A 16623-nucleotide genomic window follows, 5' to 3' on the forward strand; every position below is an offset into this window, starting at 1 on the left:
GTGTGTCTCCTTAAGTGTCTTGGGGGGTGGCGCGTGCGCGGGGCTGGACCTGGGTGCGTTGGCGTTGCACCAACTGGCGCAACACCCGTCCGGCGCGGCCCAGGGCCAGATCGACCGCCAAGCGCCAGTTTCGGGCGGTAGAGGTCACCACCACCGTGCCGGCGGTTTCGGTTTGCAGCGCCAGTTGGCAGCGTTTGTCGACACCGCCGCGGGGGCCGTTGACATCCGACAGCTGCACCTTGACGCGTTGCACCAGGCCTTGCAGCCGCCGTGTCACAAAGCGCACCCGGCGCTCGACGCGTTCGCGGAATTCAGCGCCTTCGGGGTCTCGGGATTGAAACAGTACTTGCATGCCATATCTCCTGGGGTTGCTAAAAGCCCAAAGGTACGCCGCAAAACACTTCTGAAAAAGCAGATATTTTAGAAGTATAGATTCGGAAAATAGAGAAATTTATCGCTTTGCCGATAGCGGGTTGCAGTGGTCAGGACTCTAACTATGACAAGCATAAAAAAAGCTGCTAGCGCTTACAGGATAAGCAGTAGCAGCTCTCATTTAAAGAGCGGTATGAACGTCTGCAACTCAGGCACGCGCCTGCGTTTGCACTGCTGACCCAGGGGCGCTGTTTTCATCCACCGCATAGGCGCTGATCGCCACGGCGGAGGCCAGTGCCAACAGGGCGGCAGCGGTAAATTTAAGGGTGTTCATGGTGTATTTCCGGTAGGCCAGAGACGCCAGCAGCTGCCTCGTCACTATGCGACCCGGGTGGGTTTAAATCGCATCGCAGCCAAGGCGCTTTCTGGGCCGGTCTGGCGGCCAGCAAGCTGGTGGGGCTTAGCCGTGCACCCGCACGATTTGACCGGCCTTGCGGGCGGCCACGTATTCAGCCAGCACTTCGGCGCGGGTCTTGGTGCTGATGGACACAATCTTGGGGTACTGCGCGTCGTTGGTCAGGTCCATGCTGCCGTTTTGGCGGGCTTGTACCAATTCGGTTTTGACTTCGGCACGGGTTTTAGCGCTGGTGCTGCTGGCAGTGGCCAACTCGGGGTAGTTCTTGTTGGTTTCGGCAAAGGCGCTGGTGGCAGCCACAGAAGCCAAAGCGATCAATGCGGTAGCGGCGAATTTAGATGCAGTCATGGTCATTTCTTTCAGGTCGATGGTTCAAAGACTGCAGCCTTGTGGTCTGCAGCCATGGTCGGCCTTTTGAAGCGCCTCGGTGAAGCGCTGGTTACCGAATCCATGGGTTGAACTTTAGGCCTGTTGGCCCGGTATAAGGGTTAACCCTTTTGAAGGCATCGTTCTAATAAATTCAACGATAGCCTATTGTCCGCACTAAAAATGTGGGTATTTTGGGATGAAAATGCGTATTTTTTAAAATTGGCGCTAGACCGACCAGTCGGTTCTAGGGCTTGGGAATGCGGATGCGGCTGATCATCAGCGAGCCCGACAGCGCAAACAACAGCACCAGCGGATGCAGGGTGAAGCCGCCCAACACCACGGAGCCGCCCCACAGCTCTTGCCGCACATTGCCGGTCCAGGCGGCCATGCCCAGCAGAAAGACCAGCACGATGGAGGTGGGGATGGGCGTGCCCTCAAAGTACTTCACCTTGTTCGAGCCCTGCGACAGCGTTTCGGCTGTGACGTTGTAGCGCGCCAGCCGCGACACCCCGCAGGCCACAAAAAACGCCAGCACGATGCGGTCATACAGCCCCTGCATGCCGCAGCCATAGGCCATGATGGCAGGGGCCACGCCGAACGAGATCACGTCTGCCAGCGAATCCAGCTCGCGCCCGAGGATGGAGGTTTTTTGCCGCCAGCGCGCAATCTTGCCGTCGAACACATCGAACACAAAGGCCGCCAGCACCAGCCAGCAGGCAAAGTAGATGTGCCGCACATCGCCCACTTCCAGAAAGGTCATGGTCGAAAACAGCGCCCCCACACCGCACACCGCGTTGGCCAGCGTGAACCAGTCGGCCAGGTGGAACTCGCGAATCATGGAGAAGGGTTTTTGAGGGGGCTTGGGATTTGGGGGGGGCATGGGTGCAATTCCTCTGCGTCTGTGGATCAACGGGCCAAGGATAGCGGCTGGCACGATGGTCTCGCGGGCATCCGACCAGAATTTATAAAAAAGGTACCTCTAGCGCATACGTTGCCTACGCAAGTAGCTACTATTTTGATAGTGGTTTGAGTAATTCCTGCAAATCGGTTTCTGAGAACAATGGCTCCGAGCGCCCCTGCGCACCGCTGTACATGCTTTCGGCCAGGGCGGCTTTGCGTTCTTGCAGGGCCAGGATGCGCTCCTCGATGGTGCCCTGGACCACCAGCTTCACCACCCACACACTCTGGGTCTGGCCGATGCGGTGGGCACGGTCGGTGGCCTGGGTTTCCACGGCGGGGTTCCACCACGGGTCGTAATGGATCACGGTGTCGGCCTGTGGCAGGTTCAGGCCCACGCCACCGGCTTTCAGGCTGATGAGAAACAGCGGCACGGCACCGCTGGTGAACTGGTCGATGAGCTGGTCGCGCTTTTGCGACTGGCCGGTAAGCTTGACCCAGGGGATGCCGCGGGCTTTGAGCTCCACCTCAATGCGCGCGAGCATGCTGGTGAACTGCGAAAACAGCAGCACCTTGCGGCCCTCGGCCAGCATCTCGGGCAAGATTTCCATCAGCTGGTCGAGCTTGGCGGAGCGGGTGACTTTTTTGGCCGACTCCAGCTTCAACAGGCCGGGGTCGCAGCAGACCTGGCGCAGCTTGAGCAGCGCGTCCAGGATGGTGATGTGCGACTTGGCCAGGCCCTTGCTGTCCAGCGCCTCGCGCACGGCCTTTTCGGTGGTCAGGCGGATGGCTTCGTACAGGTCGGCCTGCGGGCCTTGCAGTTCGACGCGCATCACGGTTTCCACCTTGGGCGGCAGCTCGTGCGCCACCAGGGCCTTGGTGCGGCGCAGCATGAACGGGGTGATGCGGCTGCGCAGCTGGGCCAGGCGCTCGGTGTCGCCGCGCTTCTCGATGGGGGTGCGGAACAAACTGCCGAACTTGGCCTGGCTGCCCAGAAAGCCGGGCATCAAAAAGTGGAACAGACTCCAGATTTCGCCCAGGTGGTTTTCCATGGGCGTGCCGCTCAGGGCCAGGCGGTGCTGGGTTTGCAGCTCGGCCACCACCTGCGCGGCCTGGGTACTGGCGTTCTTGATGTTTTGCGCCTCGTCCAGCACCACGATGTGCCAGGGGGCTTGCAGCCAGCCTTCGCGGTCGCGCTGCAGCAGGGAATAGGGGGCGATGACCACGTCGTGCGCGTGGGTGGTGTCGGCGACTTCGTGGCGGTCCTGGCCGTGTAAAACGAGGGTGCGCAGGCCGGGACAAAAGCGCTGGGCCTCGCGCTGCCAGTTGCCCATCAGGCTGACTGGGGCAATGATGAGGGCCGGGTTGGTCAGGCGGCCCGCGTCTTTTTCCACCTGGATGTGGGCCAGGGTCTGCAGGGTTTTGCCCAGACCCATGTCGTCGGCCAGGATGCCGTTCAGGCCCGCGCGGCGCAGGAACTGCAGCCAATTCAGGCCTTGCTGCTGGTAGGGGCGCAGGCTGGCGTGCACGCCCTCGGGCAGCGGCACCTCGGGCAGGGCGCTGCGGCCCGCGAGTTGGGCCACCAGCTCCTGCAAGGCACTGGCTCCCGTCCATACCGCGCCTTCGCCCAGGGCGGCCCCGGCGCGCAGGGCTTCCATGCGGCTCAGGCGCAGGCTGTCGCCGTCGAGGTCGTGCTGGCGGTCGCCTACCAGCTCCAGCAGGGCGGCCAGCCAGGGGCGCAGCGGCTCGGTGGGCACGCGGATGAAGCTGTCGTCGGGCTTGCGCATGTAAACAAACGGCGGCAGTACGCGTTCTCCGGTGGCCTCGTCTGCCGGGGTGCTGGCCAACTGGTTCAGCAGGCTGGGCAGCCAGGGCAGGATGTTGTGGCGTTCGCCGTTGATTTCCATGCCCAGAGACAGGTCGAACCAGGGCGATGCGTCCGGGTCGTTGGTGTTTTGCGCTTGCATCTGCACGTCGAGGGCATCGGCGCGCTGCAGCCAGTCGGTCAGCGCGTCGTCGCGGGTGACGGTAAAGCCGTCGGCGCGCAAGGCGGCAAAGTCGGTGTCGGCCCAGTCCAGCCAGGTTTGCTGGCTCTGGGGGCCGGGCAAGAAATAGCCTGCATCGGGCGTGCCCAGCAGGCCCAGTGCCACCAGCCGGGCATCCAGGGCCTGTTCGGATGGCAGGTCGCGGACCAATAGGGTGCGCTGGCCCAGGTGCGAGACGATCACGCTGGCATCGGAATTGTCCCAGCCACCGCGCAGCCCAGCGTAGTCGAATTCCAGCCGGGCCCACAGCAGTCCGTAGGTGGGCTCGTCTTTTTTGCCCACCGGCACCAGGTGCAGGTGGCCCGTAGGCACCACGCCTTGCACCGTAGGCAGGGGCTTGAGGGTGGGCGGCATGGCCACGGCGGCCAGGCGGCGGGTCAGTGGCAATTGCAGCGGCTCGATGGCCGATTGCGGCATGGGCGGCGCGTTCAACAGCAGCGGCAGTTGCTCGGGGGCGATGCCCTGGGTGTGGGCCAGGCCGCAGGTGCCTTGGACGGTGTCCAGGTACAGGGGCGGGTGGTTGGCGTAGACCTGGGCGTTCTCGGAGCTGTGGGCCAGGCGGGATTGCAGCGTCCACACGGGTTCGCTGGCCAGTGGCTGGGGGGATTCGTGCCAGCTCCAGCCCAGTTCCCGGGGGGCGGCCCAGCGCAGGGGTGCGCCCAGAAAGCCGCCGTCGGCTACGGTAAACAGCCGCCCGGTATCAGATGCCATTTGCAGCGCCAGCAGTCCGGCTGCGCCTTCCAACACGGCGCAGTGGGTGAGCGCATAGGCGTAGTGGTTGGAGCCGCTGGCCATGCCTTTGAGCATGCGCAGCAGCTCTTGCTCGGCGGGGCTGGCCGCGTCAAACAGCGGCTGGCCCGGGTAGGGGGGCGTGAGGATGTTCTTCGGCTTGGCCCACTCGCCGTTTTTCTTCAGGTAGGTTTTTTGCAGCTGCAGTTGCAGCAGTTGGGTTTTTTGCTGGTTCGTGCCCGGACACAGGGTGTAGACAAAGCTCTCGGCCTGGGCGCTGTCGGGCCGGGGGCTGCTGCGCCGGTCCAGCGCGTCAAACTGGGCCAGCCATTGGCGTACCTTGAGGGCGGCGGCATCGCGGGTGCGCTGCTCTGCAGCCAAGCGGGCGGCGGCCAGTTCGGCATCGGTGGGGGGCTTGGGTGGCGTGGCGTTGACCGTGGCCTGGGTGCGGTAGGCGGCCTTGAGTGACAGGGCCACGGCGTGCTTGCAGTCCACGCCCACCGGGCAGGTGCATTCGGCATCCCAGTGCGTCAGCATGCCGTGCACGTTGATGTGCAGGCGGATGCTTTGCTGGTAGGGCGTGCGTTCGCTGCCCTGCACGTGGCCGGTGAGCTGCCAGCGGCCGTTGTCGATGGCCCGGACTTCGATGTCCAGCACCTTCTGGCCCCGGTACAGGGTCAGGCCCCGTTCCAGGACGGCATCCGAGACGTAGTTGCCGAGATTGCGGGGGTTGAACCAGAGACCGCCGACCGTCGCCATTTACAGGCTGGGTGTGGCGTGGGCCATCGCGTGTTCGGCCTGCTGGTCGGCGTGGTAGCTGCTGCGCACCATGGCACCCACGGCGGCGTGGCTGAAGCCCATCTCGTAGGCCTTGGTTTCGAACATCTTGAAGGTGTCGGGGTGCACGTAGCGCTTCACCGGCAGGTGGCTGTTGCTGGGCGACAGATACTGGCCGATGGTCAGCATGTCGATGTGGTGGTCGCGCATGTCCTGCATGATTTGCAGGATTTCTTCGTCGGTCTCGCCCAGGCCGACCATGATGCCGCTCTTGGTGGGCACGTTGGGGTGCAAGGCCTTGAACTTCTTCAGCAGGTTCAGGCTGAACAGGTAGTCCGAGCCAGGGCGGGCCTCTTTGTACAGGCGCGGCGCGGTCTCTAAATTGTGGTTCATCACATCCGGCGGGGCCAGCTTCAAAATCTCCAGCGCGCGGTCGTCGCGGCCGCGGAAATCGGGCACCAGCACCTCGATTTGCGTGGTGGGCGAGAGTTCGCGGATGTGCTGGATGCAGCTCACAAAATGCCCGGCACCGCCGTCACGCAGGTCGTCGCGGTCCACGCTGGTGATCACCACGTATTTCAGCTTGAGCTTGGCGATGGTTTTGGCCAGGTTCAGCGGCTCGTCTGCGTCCAGCGGGTCGGGGCGGCCATGGCCCACGTCGCAAAACGGGCAGCGGCGGGTGCACTTGTCGCCCATGATCATAAAGGTGGCCGTGCCCTTGCCAAAGCATTCGCCGATGTTGGGGCAGCTGGCCTCCTCGCACACGGTGTGCAGGTTGTTTTCGCGCAGGATTTGCTTGATTTCGTTAAAGCGGGTGCTGGGCGAACCGGCCTTGACGCGGATCCACTCGGGCTTTTTCAGCACTTCGCCCTGGACCACCTTGACGGGGATGCGCGACAGCTTGGCACCGGCTTTTTGCTTGGCAAGTGGGTTGTAGGACTCTACAGATTGCGCGTCGCGGACGACTTCGGTGGTGCTCATGGGCGGTGTCTTTGTCAATTGGGCCAGGGTGCTGATTATCGCTGCTGCCAAAAATCAACGTGCGAGATTAGAGCTTCCTGTCTTGGCGTGGTCACAGAGTGGGCGCTATAGTCCAGTTCATGTTGCAGTGCAGCATAAAACCTGGCACTGATCCTTCCCCCCTTTTTATATTGGAAACACCATGCTGAACTTTGAACACATCACCGCCAACCAAAAATCCGCTGTGGCCAGCCTGTTTACTCTGTCCAACTCGCTGTTTGACAGCGCGCAAGCCCTGGTCAAGCTGAACCTGCAAGCTGCCAAGACCACGCTGCAAGAAACCGAAGAAGCCGTGTTGACCGCTACCTCGGTTAAAGACCCCAAGGAACTGGGCGAACTGGCCACCAAAATGTTGAAGGCGGCTCCTGAAAAGGCGGCTTCCTACCTGCGCCACGTGCAAGCTATTGCCACCGCCAGCAGCACCGAAGTGCGCACCTATGTGGAAACCGCTACCTCCGGCGCCAAGGCCGAACTGGCTACCTTGGTGGATGCCGCTGTGAAGAACGCACCTGCCGGCAGCGAAAACGCTGTGGCCCTGGTGAAGTCGGCTGTGGCTGCTGCCACCACCGCGTTTGAAACCGCCCAAGCTTCCGCCAAGGAAGCCACCGACAAGGCTGTGGAAGCCGTAGTCGCTCAAATGGAAGCCAAGGCTTAAGCCTGCTTTCTGTGTGCGGCCCTTAAAGGGGTTGCACATCGCGGACAATATCGCCTTACGGCCTGGTTAATCACCGGGCCGTTTGTCTTTGTGGAGAACCAATATGAACAACGCCCCCTCATTTTTCGCCCGTCTGTCGCTCGCTTTTGCAGTTTTGGGCGACAGCACGCTGGCCGCCAAGGTGCAGGATGTACGCAATGGTGTCGAGCCCGCCGCTCCGCCTGCGCCTCCCGCGCCCCCGCCACCCCCCGTCCTGAAAGTCGCCACCCCCGATGCCGCCCTGCAATTGCTGGGCCTGCTGCAGCGCGAAGCCCGGTTTGTGGACTTCATCCAGGAAGATGTAGCCAGCTATTCGGATGCCGACATTGGCGGCGCTGCCCGCCTGGTGCACACCGGCTGCCGCAAAGTGTTGCAGGAGCACTTCACCCTGGCCCCGGCACGCTCCGAGGCCGAAGGCAGCCGCGTCGTGCTCGAAGCCGGGTTTGATGCCGCCGCTGTGCGCCTGACCGGCAACGTGGTGGGCAACGCCCCGTTCCGTGGCACCCTGCGCCACCCCGGCTGGAAGGCCACCGACGTGCGCTTGCCCCGCACCACCGAAGGCCACGACCCGCGCGTCATCGCCGCTGCCGAGGTGGAACTGTGAGCGGCCCCCATAACTCTCGATACGCCATCGGCATCGACCTGGGCACCACCCACTGCGCTTTGTCCTGGGTCGATCTGGCCCACCCCGAAGCCCCCCCGCAAATCCTGCCCATTGCCCAGCAAAGCGCCCCCGGCGCGGTGCAGGACTACGCGCTGCTGCCGTCCTTCATCTATTTGCCGCACGCCAGTGAATTTGCCGACGGCGATCTGGCCCTGCCCTGGCACAGCGACACGCATGCTGTGGTGGGTGAGTGGGCCCGCAGCCACGGCGCGCAAACCCCCATCCGCCTGGTCTCCAGCGCCAAAAGCTGGCTCTGCCACGCCGGGGTAGACCGCCGCGCGGCCATCCTGCCCAATGACGCGCCCGACGAAGTCGCCCGCATCTCCCCGCTGGAGGCCAGCACCCGCTACCTGGCGCACCTGCGCGATGCCTGGAACCACACCCACCCCGACGCGCCGTTTGGTGAGCAGGCGCTGACGGTCACCATCCCCGCGTCCTTCGACCCCGCCGCGCGCGAGCTGACCGCCGAAGCCGCCCAAGCCGCGGGTTACACCGGCGTGACCCTGCTGGAAGAACCCCAGGCCGCGCTGTACAGCTGGATCGCCCAGAGCGGCGGCGGCTGGCGCAAGCAGGTCAAGGTGGGCGACGTGATTTTAGTGGTCGACGTGGGCGGCGGCACCAGCGACTTCTCGCTGATCGCCGTGGTCGAGCAAGACGGCAACCTGCAACTGCACCGCGTGGCCGTGGGCGAGCACATCCTGCTCGGCGGCGACAACATGGACCTGGCCCTGGCCCACGGCGTGGCCCGCCAATTGGCTTCCGACGGCAAGGCACTCGACCCGTGGCAGATGCGGGCCCTCACCTACGCTTGCCGCCTGGCCAAAGAGAAACTGCTGACCGACGCAGACGTACACACCGTGCCGCTCGTCATCCCCAGCCGGGGCGCGCGCCTCATCGGCGGCTCGATCAACGCTGAATTGACCCGCGACGCACTCACCGCCACCATTCTGGAAGGCTTCTTCCCCCAGGTGGAGAGCCACGCCCGCCCCGTGTCCCGCGCCCGTGCGGGCCTGACGCAGCTGGGCCTGCCCTACGCGCAGGACGCCGCCGTCACCCGACACCTGGCCGCCCTCCTGGGCCGCCAGGTCGGTGCCACCGCCGCACTGGAAGGCTTTGCGGCACAGCAGGACGCGAGCTTCCTGCACCCCACCGCCGTGCTGTTCAACGGCGGCGTGTTCAAGTCCGACCTGCTGGTGCAGCGCACCCTGGCCACGCTCAACGGCTGGCTGCAGGCCGAGGGCGCACCGGAGGCCCGCCTGCTCGACGGCGCGGACCTGGACTTCGCCGTGGCCCGGGGTGCCGCCTACTACGGCACCGTGCGCGGCGGCCAGGGCATCCGCATCCGTGGCGGCACGGCCATGGCCTACTACGTGGGCGTGGAATCCGCCATGCCCGCCGTGCCGGGGCTGGAGCCGCCGGTGCAAGCCCTGTGCGTGGCCCCGTTCGGCATGGAAGAGGGCACCGAAGCGGCCTTGCCACCCCAAGAGTTCGGCCTGGTCGTAGGCGAAGCCGTGCGCTTTCGCTTCTTTGGCTCCAGCGTGCGCCGCGATGACATCGTGGGCCAGATGCTCGACTTCTGGACCCCGGACGAGCTGCAAGAGCTGGCCGAGATCGAAGCCACGCTGCCCGCCGAGGGCCGTGCGGTGGGCGAGGTCGTCCCCGTGAAGCTGCACGCCCGGGTGTCCGAAATCGGCACGCTGGAGCTGCTGGCCGTGCCGCGCTCCGGCGGCGAAGGCTGGAAGGTGGAGTTCGAGGTGCGGACCTAGGTACACCCCCAGGCTACACACTGCGTGTTTTCGCCAACCCCCTTGCAGGGGGCAACACCAGCAGCCTGGCAAAGCCAGTTCTGCGGTGTTTCTGGCGGTCGGGCGTTCTGCCTGCACGAGAGAGCTAAGTAGCCACCATATTTATGCATAAAAAAGCCTTTGGCGCCCATGCTATTTGCGCAAGTAGCTATGAATAAAATAGCAAAACCCGTTTTCACCGTCGGCATCGACCTGGGCACCACCCACACCGTGGTGGCCTATGCCAGCACGGCCACGCGCGGGGCGGCAAAAATCCAGATCTTCGCCATTCCCCAACTCTTGGCGGCGGGCGAGGTGGCGGCGCTGCCTCTGTTGCCGTCAGTACGTTTCCACCCCGCGCCCGGTACGTTGCTGGCGGCGGATGTGCAATTGCCCTGGCCATCCGCAGAATCTGCCGTGCTGGGCCGTTTTGCACTGGAGCTGGGCGCGCAGGTGCCGGGCCGTCTGGTGGCCAGTGCCAAAAGCTGGTTGTCGCACACGGCGGTGGACCGCACCGCGCGCATCCTGCCCTGGGGCGCACCCGACGAGGTAGGCAAAGTCTCACCCCTGGCCGCCAGTGCCAGCACCCTGGCCCATGTGCGCGCCGCGTGGAACGCCCAGCACCCGCAAGCCCCGCTGGAACACCAAGACATCGTGCTCACGGTGCCCGCGTCCTTCGACGAAGGCGCACGTGCGCTGACCTTGCAAGCCGCCCAACTGGCGGGGCTGTCCCGGGTGCGGCTGATCGAAGAGCCCCAGGCCGCGTTCTACGACTGGGTGTACAGCCACCGCGCCACCCTGGCCGCCGATCTGCACGCCACCCGCCGCGTGCTGGTGGTGGACGTGGGCGGCGGCACCACCGACCTGACGCTGATTGATGTCGCTATGGTGGATGGCGAACCCAAGTTGACCCGCACCGGCGTGGGCGACCACCTGGTGCTGGGCGGCGACAACATGGACCTGGCGCTGGCGCATTTGGTCGAGTCCCGCCTGGGCGGTAGCGAGCGCCTGTCCGCCGCCCAACTGGCCCAGCTCACCCAGCGCTGCCGGGCCGCCAAAGAGCTGCTGTGGAGCCCCGGCGCACCAGACAGCACCACCGTCACCCTGCTGGGTAGCGGAAGAAAATTGGTCGGTAGCGCCCGTTCCGCAAGCTTGTCGCGCTCTGATTTAGATAGCATTTTGGTCGAAGGCTTCTTCCCTTCTGTGGCCGCCGATGCCCAGCCCCAGCGTGCCCGCAGCGGCCTGGTGGCCTTCGGCCTGCCCTACGCCAGCGATGCGGCCATCACCCGCCACGTGGCCGCCTTTTTGCAACGGCACCCTGGCGCGCTGCCCGATGCGCTGCTGCTCAACGGCGGCGTATTCCATGCGGCACCCCTGGCCCAGCGCCTGCACCACACCCTGAACGGCTGGGCGACCGCGCCGCTGCAACTGCTGCACAACCCGCACCTGGATGCCGCCGTGGCGCGCGGTGCGGTGGCCTACGCGCTGGCCCGGGCGGGCAAGGCCCCGCGCATCGGCGGCGGCTCGGCGCGCAGCTACTTTTTGGTGCTGGACGATGGACTGACCAGCCAGCGCGGCATTTGCGTGTTGCCCTTCGGAGCCGAAGAGGGGAAGGCCTGCACCCTGGCCGACCGCACCTTCGCCCTGCGACTGGCCCGCCCAGTGCGCTTCTACCTGGCCAGCAGCGTCACCGACACCCGCTCGCAGCCGGGCGCGCTGGTCGATTTGTCCACCGGCGGCTTCGTGCGCTTGCCGCCTATCGCCACGGTTGTGCAGACCGACAGCAGCGCCCGCGAAGTGCTGGTGCAGCTCAGCACCGCGCTCACCGAGGTCGGCACGCTGGAGATGCACTGCATCGCCGTGGACGACCCTGCGCAACGCTGGCAACTCGAATTCCAGTTGCGCGGAGATGCCCCGGCGGTGGTGGAGGTTGCGCCGCACCCCCGCCTAGCCGATGCCAGCAGTTCAATAGCCCGCGTGTTTGGCGACCGCAGCCAGGGCGTGGATGCCAAGGAAGTCAAACAGCTCCGCGCCACCCTGGAGCGCCTGCTGGGCAGCCGCGAGGGCTGGGACACACCGCTCTTGCGCACCCTGTTCGCCCAACTACTTGACAGTGCCAAACGCCGCCGCCGTACCGCCCAGCACGAGCGCCAGTGGTTCAACCTGACCGGCTACGCCCTGCGTCCCGGCTTTGGCCACCCGCTGGACGACTGGCGGGTGCAGCAGATGTGGGAGCTGTTCGCGCCCGGCATTGCCCACAGCCATGAGCCGCAGCAGTGGTCCGAATGGTGGACGCTGTGGCGGCGTATCGCCGGGGGGCTCACGGCAGAGCAGCAAGACATGGTGTTCGAGGCCATCGCTTTTTACCTGCAACCCGTGGGCGGCCAGGACATTCCCGCACCCGATGGCCCCCGCATGCAGGGCCTGGACGACATGCTGCGTATGGCCGCGTCGTTTGAGCGCCTGTCGGTGGCCCACAAGGTGCAGCTGGGCACCTGGCTGCTGCAACGTCTGCAAAAGCCTGGCGAAAACGTCCAAACCTGGTGGGCGCTGGGCCGCACCGGGGCGCGCCAGCCGCTGTACGCCAGCCTGCACCATGTGGTGCCGCCGGAAGTGGCCGCCGTTTGGCTCAAGGCCCTGCTGGCCGCCGACTGGTCCCAGGCCGAACCCGCAGCCTTCGCCGCCACCCAAATCGCCCGCGCCACCGGCGACCGTGCCCGCGACATTTCTGATGCCCTGCGCCAGCAGGTGCTGGACCGCCTCACCGGCGCCCGCGCGGCCCCTGGCTGGATCGCGATGGTGCGCGAGGTGACGGCACTGGACGCGGCGGACACCAAGCGCGTGTTCGGCGAGTCGCTGCCGGTGGGGTTGACGTTGGTGGATTGAGAGTGCTATTGTTTACGTAGCTGCTTGTGCTGGTCGAATAAGAGCTAGAGGCTGAAAAGGCACTTGAGGTGTACGATGTTGACACCATGAAAGCAAAACCATCTGTCTCTGCGTATGGGGCCGTCGTGTCGCCTACCGATGCCGTGATGTTGCCGCCAGAACCTATCGTGTCCGAGTTCATTGCCCTCGCAATGTCTGCGTTAGACGCGGCCAAAAAAGCCCATATTTACGTGGATGCGGATGCGGCCATTGCACGGCTAGAGCAGAAGTTGGCAGCCGCGAGAGTTCGGTAGGTCGGGCTTTCAATGCACCACCACCGCCCGCCCCAAGTCCTGCGCCACCTGCTGCAGGCGCTTGTCTTGGCTCCATATCGTGCAGCCTGGGGCCAGAAACACACTGGTCATCAGGTGCGCATCGACATAGCCGATGCCCCGGTCTGCGAGATTCTGGCGGTCGATCAGGGTCAGTACTTCGTCGTCCATGGCGGTGTCCAGCCGTGGCAAGTGGCGCAAAGCTTCAAACGCTGCGTCGGTTTGTCGCAGATTGCCTAATGCCAGTTCGCCCAGCACGAAAGCATGGGTGCACACCTGCCCCTGTTGCAGCAGGGCGAACAGGACGGGATCGCGGGTGCGAAAGTGGTTGACCCAGACGGAAGTGTCGACCAGGACCATAGCGATCAGTGATTGGGTTGTCGCCGACGTGGCGCAATTTCCAGGTCGGGCAGGGTGCCGCCCAGCAGGGCCAGGCGGCGTGCGCTTTCGCGTTGGATCAGGGCGGTCAGCGCCTCGCGGATGAGCGCGGTGCGCTCGGTCAGGCCGGTGTATTTTTGGGCCTGGGCGAGCAAATCGTCGTCCAAGGTCAGGGTGGTGCGCATGGAGGGTCTCGGGTGGTCCGCACGGAATGCGGCATCAAATGGTGCATTATTTTATGCCTGGACTACCGAAACTGCTCCGCCTTGTAAAACCCGCTGTCCACCAGCGTCGCCCGCCAGTTTTTCACATCCACCAGCACCGGTTTCAGTAGAAACGCAGGTACCACTTTCTCGCCGTTGTTGTAGGTCTTTTCGTCGTTGATGCTGGGCTTTTTGCCGGTCAGCAGGGCATCGACCATGGTGGCGGTGACCTGGGCCAGGTCGCGGTTGTCTTTGAATACAGTGGAGGTCTGCTCGCCGCGGACGATGGAGCGCACCGACGGCAGTTCCGCGTCTTGCCCGGTAATGACCGGCAAAGGCTGGCCGCTCTGGCTACCCTGGCTATAACCGGCTTTCTTCAGTGCCTCGATCAGGTCCATGCTGATGCCGTCGTAGGGCGACAAGATGGCATCCAGGTGCTGTTTGGCGTAGTACTTGTCCAGGATGCCCGCCAGCCGCGCGCGGGCGACCGAGCCGCTCCAGCGCAGGGTGGAGACCTTGTCCATGCCGATCTGGCCCGAGCCGACCACCAACTGGCCTTTGTCGAGGTAAGGCTTGAGGACGGACATGGCACCGTTGTAGAAGAAAAACGCGTTGTTGTCGTCGGGCGAGCCGCCAAACAGCTCGATGCGGAACGGCCCTTTGCCTGCCGCCAGGCCCAGGCGATTGGCGATGTCACTACCCTGCAGCACGCCGACCTGGAAGTTGTCGAAGGTGGCGTAGTAGTCCACGTGGGGGCTACCGCGGATCAGCCGGTCGTAGGCGATGACCTTGACCCCCTTGTCGGCGGCGGCTTTCAGCACCGGGGCCAGCTTGGTGCCGTCGATGGCGCTGATCACCAGTACGGTGGCACCCTGGGCCAGCATGGCTTCGATCTGTGTGGTCTGGGTGGGGATGTCGTCGTTGGCGTACTGCAAAATGGCGCGGTAGCCCAGTTTGTCCAGCGACCGGGTCATGGCCAGGCCTTCGATCACCCAGCGCAGCGAAGTGATGGTGGGCAAGGAGATGCCAATCACCCCTTTTTCGCCTTTTTCGGTTTTGTTGGCGACCTGGGACCAAGCCTTCAGCGCCCATAGGCTGCCGACCAAACCACCCACCAGACGTCTACGGTCGGATTGCATGTTGTTGTCCCCAATTGTGTTTTTTTGTTACGGCATCGTAGCAGACAGGCTGTGCCGCCCACCATCCCTTTAGTGCTTTCCACAAATGAAAAAAACCGCCCCCACCAAAGCCGAAACCGCCCTGCTGCCACCCATGCAGGGCCTGGCGCTGGACCGCATCTTTGTACCGGCAACGCAGGCCGAATTTGCTGCCGCCACGGCTGACATCCTGGCGGCGGGGGCGGTGGGTTTTGATACCGAGGCCCGGCCTACGTTTGCGCCCGGCGAGGTCAGTGACGGGCCACATGTGGTGCAGTTTGCGCTGCCCACCAAGGCCTATTTGTTTCAGATGCACCGGCCTGACTGCCGCCCTTGCCTGCTGGAGATCTTGCAGTCGGATGCAGTGCGCAAGGTAGGCTTTGGGCTGGAGCAAGACCGGGGGCAGATCCACGCTAAGTTCGGGGTCACCATGCGGGCTGTGCTGGACCTGAACGCGATTTTCCGCAAAGACGGTTTTGGCACCTCGATGGGCGTGCGCGCCGCCGTCGGCGTGGTGCTGCGCCAGCGCTTCCACAAATCCAAAAAGACCACCACCTCGAACTGGGCCGTGGCGCAGCTCACGCCCACGCAAATGCTGTATGCGGCCAACGATGCTTACGCGGCGTTGAAGGTGTTCCAGGCGCTGTAGCCTGGGGGTGGGCCACTTACACTTCGGCCATGAAATTCAAAATGGCCAAAAACTCTCTTTTTGCAGTGCTACTGCGTTCGCCGTGGTGGGTCAGCATGCTGCTGGTGTTGGTGTTTGGGCTGCTGTCGTTTGCGCTGTTGCCCAAAGCCTATATCCCGTTTGGCCTGCTGGGGACGGTGCCGTTTTTGGTGATCGGCCTGATCGCCGCCTCGCGCCAGTGGGACCTGCCCAGCACGGCGAAAGTAAACGGCATGCTGGCCCAGGCCACGGCCATGCCCTGGCGTGAGTTTGCCGATGCGCTGGACGCGGCCTACCGCGCCAAGGGCTACACGGTGGTGCGCTTGAACGGCAAAACGGCAGATTTGCAACTGCTGAAAGACGGCCAGACCACCCTGGTGGCCGCAAAGCGTTGGAAAGCCGCCAACCACGGGATCGAGGCCCTGCGCGAACTGGCGGCTGCCAAAGAGGCCCAGAATGCCGCTGCTTGCACTTACATCAGCATCGGCGGCGTAACCGACACGGCCTTGCAGTTCGCCAAAGAGCGCAGCATCACCCTGGTCGCCGACGTGGCGCTAGCCCAGCTGCTGCTTCAGGCCGCCAAGTAACGTTCCAGCTTCTGGGCAAACACCTGCGCCGCCTCGGCCCAGGTAACCACCACGCCCAGGCTGGCCATATCTACCGTTTTCAACCCGGCATAGCCGCAGGGGTTGATGCGGCTGTACGGCTCCAGGTCCATGGCCACGTTCAGCGCCACGCCGTGGTAGGTGCAGTGGCGGCTGACCTTGATGCCTAAAGCGGCAATCTTGCCCAAATAAGTAGGGTCAGACTCCAATTGTTGGGACTTAAACCCCGCCTCCAGCCGGGCATGGCCAAACGGGTCTTGCAGGCGCACGTAGATGCCCGGCGCACCCGGCACGCGCAGGCCGGTGGTGCCGAAATGGGCCAGGGTTTGCACCACAGCTTCTTCCAGCCTAAACACATATTCTTTAACGAAATAGCCCGCGCGCTTCAAATCCAGCAGCGGATAGGCCACCACCTGGCCCGGCCCGTGGTAGGTCACCTGGCCGCCGCGGTTGGTCTGCACCACCGGGATGTCGCCGGGCAGCAACAGGTGCTCGGCCTTGCCCGCCAAGCCTTGGGTAAAAACCGGTGGATGCTCACAAATCCATAGCTGGTCGTGTATGTCTTCTGTGCGCTGGAGGGTGAATTCCTGCATTTTTTCGACCGTGGGCAAATAGTCCAAGCGGCCAAGGATGTGGGTGTCCATCATGCG

Annotated in this window: 17 protein-coding genes; 7 read left to right on the top strand and 10 right to left on the bottom strand. The window is 64.2% G+C overall.

Annotated elements, in window-relative coordinates; translation table 11 throughout:
• Positions 1-10 precede the first annotated feature (10 nt).
• From AC097L_RS03015 to lipA, 6 genes are all read right to left on the bottom strand, one after another.
• Positions 11-352 carry an HPF/RaiA family ribosome-associated protein gene (locus AC097L_RS03015; RefSeq protein WP_479584632.1) on the bottom strand — a complete coding sequence of 114 codons (342 nt, stop codon included), beginning with the start codon at positions 350-352 and terminating at the stop codon, positions 11-13.
• A gap of 228 nt (positions 353-580) precedes the next feature.
• Positions 581-706 (bottom strand): hypothetical protein, encoded by a 126-nt coding sequence (locus AC097L_RS03020; protein WP_479584633.1) that lies wholly within the window; start codon positions 704-706, stop codon positions 581-583.
• A 126-nt stretch (positions 707-832) separates the two neighbouring features.
• Complete coding sequence (locus AC097L_RS03025; RefSeq protein ID WP_479584634.1) at positions 833-1135, bottom strand: DUF4148 domain-containing protein; 303 nt, start codon at positions 1133-1135, stop codon at positions 833-835.
• 265 nt (positions 1136-1400) lie between these two features.
• On the bottom strand, positions 1401-2036 hold the full coding sequence (locus AC097L_RS03030; protein ID WP_479584635.1) for a CDP-alcohol phosphatidyltransferase family protein: 636 nt from the start codon (positions 2034-2036) through the stop codon (positions 1401-1403).
• A gap of 130 nt (positions 2037-2166) precedes the next feature.
• Entirely contained in the window at positions 2167-5586 is a 3420-nt protein-coding gene (locus AC097L_RS03035) for a DEAD/DEAH box helicase (RefSeq protein ID WP_479584636.1), read from the bottom strand.
• On the bottom strand, positions 5587-6585 hold the full coding sequence (gene lipA / locus AC097L_RS03040; RefSeq protein ID WP_479584637.1) for a lipoyl synthase: 999 nt from the start codon (positions 6583-6585) through the stop codon (positions 5587-5589).
• A 181-nt stretch (positions 6586-6766) separates the two neighbouring features.
• Between lipA and phaP the strand changes: the two genes are divergently transcribed.
• The 5 genes from phaP (at position 6767) to AC097L_RS03065 (ending at position 12945) form a co-directional block, all read left to right on the top strand.
• On the top strand, positions 6767-7279 hold the full coding sequence (gene phaP, locus AC097L_RS03045) for a TIGR01841 family phasin (RefSeq protein ID WP_479584638.1): 513 nt from the start codon (positions 6767-6769) through the stop codon (positions 7277-7279).
• A gap of 103 nt (positions 7280-7382) precedes the next feature.
• Positions 7383-7922: a DUF2760 domain-containing protein gene (locus tag AC097L_RS03050; protein WP_479584639.1), complete on the top strand. Its 540-nt coding sequence runs from the start codon at positions 7383-7385 to the stop codon at positions 7920-7922.
• A complete protein-coding gene (locus tag AC097L_RS03055) occupies positions 7919-9748 on the top strand; it encodes an Hsp70 family protein (RefSeq protein WP_479584640.1) in 1830 nt (609 codons plus the stop codon). Before AC097L_RS03050 ends, AC097L_RS03055 begins: the two co-directional genes overlap by 4 nt.
• A 189-nt stretch (positions 9749-9937) precedes the next feature.
• Positions 9938-12652: an Hsp70 family protein gene (locus tag AC097L_RS03060; RefSeq protein WP_479584641.1), complete on the top strand. Its 2715-nt coding sequence runs from the start codon at positions 9938-9940 to the stop codon at positions 12650-12652.
• A gap of 86 nt (positions 12653-12738) precedes the next feature.
• The gene (locus tag AC097L_RS03065; RefSeq protein WP_479584642.1) at positions 12739-12945 is read left to right on the top strand and encodes a hypothetical protein; all 207 of its coding nucleotides are present in this window, start codon (positions 12739-12741) and stop codon (positions 12943-12945) included.
• A 9-nt stretch (positions 12946-12954) separates the two neighbouring features.
• Here the strand turns inward: AC097L_RS03065 and AC097L_RS03070 are convergent, their stop codons facing one another.
• From AC097L_RS03070 to chvE, 3 genes are all read right to left on the bottom strand, one after another.
• Positions 12955-13323 carry a type II toxin-antitoxin system VapC family toxin gene (locus AC097L_RS03070; RefSeq protein WP_479584643.1) on the bottom strand — a complete coding sequence of 123 codons (369 nt, stop codon included), beginning with the start codon at positions 13321-13323 and terminating at the stop codon, positions 12955-12957.
• A 5-nt stretch (positions 13324-13328) separates the two neighbouring features.
• On the bottom strand, positions 13329-13526 hold the full coding sequence (locus AC097L_RS03075; protein ID WP_479584644.1) for a type II toxin-antitoxin system VapB family antitoxin: 198 nt from the start codon (positions 13524-13526) through the stop codon (positions 13329-13331).
• A gap of 62 nt (positions 13527-13588) precedes the next feature.
• On the bottom strand, positions 13589-14683 hold the full coding sequence (chvE, locus tag AC097L_RS03080) for a multiple monosaccharide ABC transporter substrate-binding protein (protein WP_479584645.1): 1095 nt from the start codon (positions 14681-14683) through the stop codon (positions 13589-13591).
• 85 nt (positions 14684-14768) lie between these two features.
• On the opposite strand from chvE, the gene AC097L_RS03085 reads away from it, so the two are divergent.
• Positions 14769-15350 (top strand): 3'-5' exonuclease, encoded by a 582-nt coding sequence (locus tag AC097L_RS03085; protein ID WP_479584646.1) that lies wholly within the window; start codon positions 14769-14771, stop codon positions 15348-15350.
• A 29-nt stretch (positions 15351-15379) separates the two neighbouring features.
• A complete protein-coding gene (locus AC097L_RS03090) occupies positions 15380-15955 on the top strand; it encodes a restriction endonuclease (RefSeq protein WP_479584647.1) in 576 nt (191 codons plus the stop codon).
• Here AC097L_RS03090 and lipB read toward each other — a convergent pair.
• Complete coding sequence (gene lipB, locus AC097L_RS03095) at positions 15940-16617, bottom strand: lipoyl(octanoyl) transferase LipB (RefSeq protein WP_479584948.1); 678 nt, start codon at positions 16615-16617, stop codon at positions 15940-15942. The two genes, AC097L_RS03090 and lipB, sit on opposite strands and share 16 nt — an antisense overlap.
• Between the last annotated feature and the right edge of the window lie 6 nt (positions 16618-16623).

It is taken from the genome of Rhodoferax sp. RT5P35, from assembly GCF_056521385.1.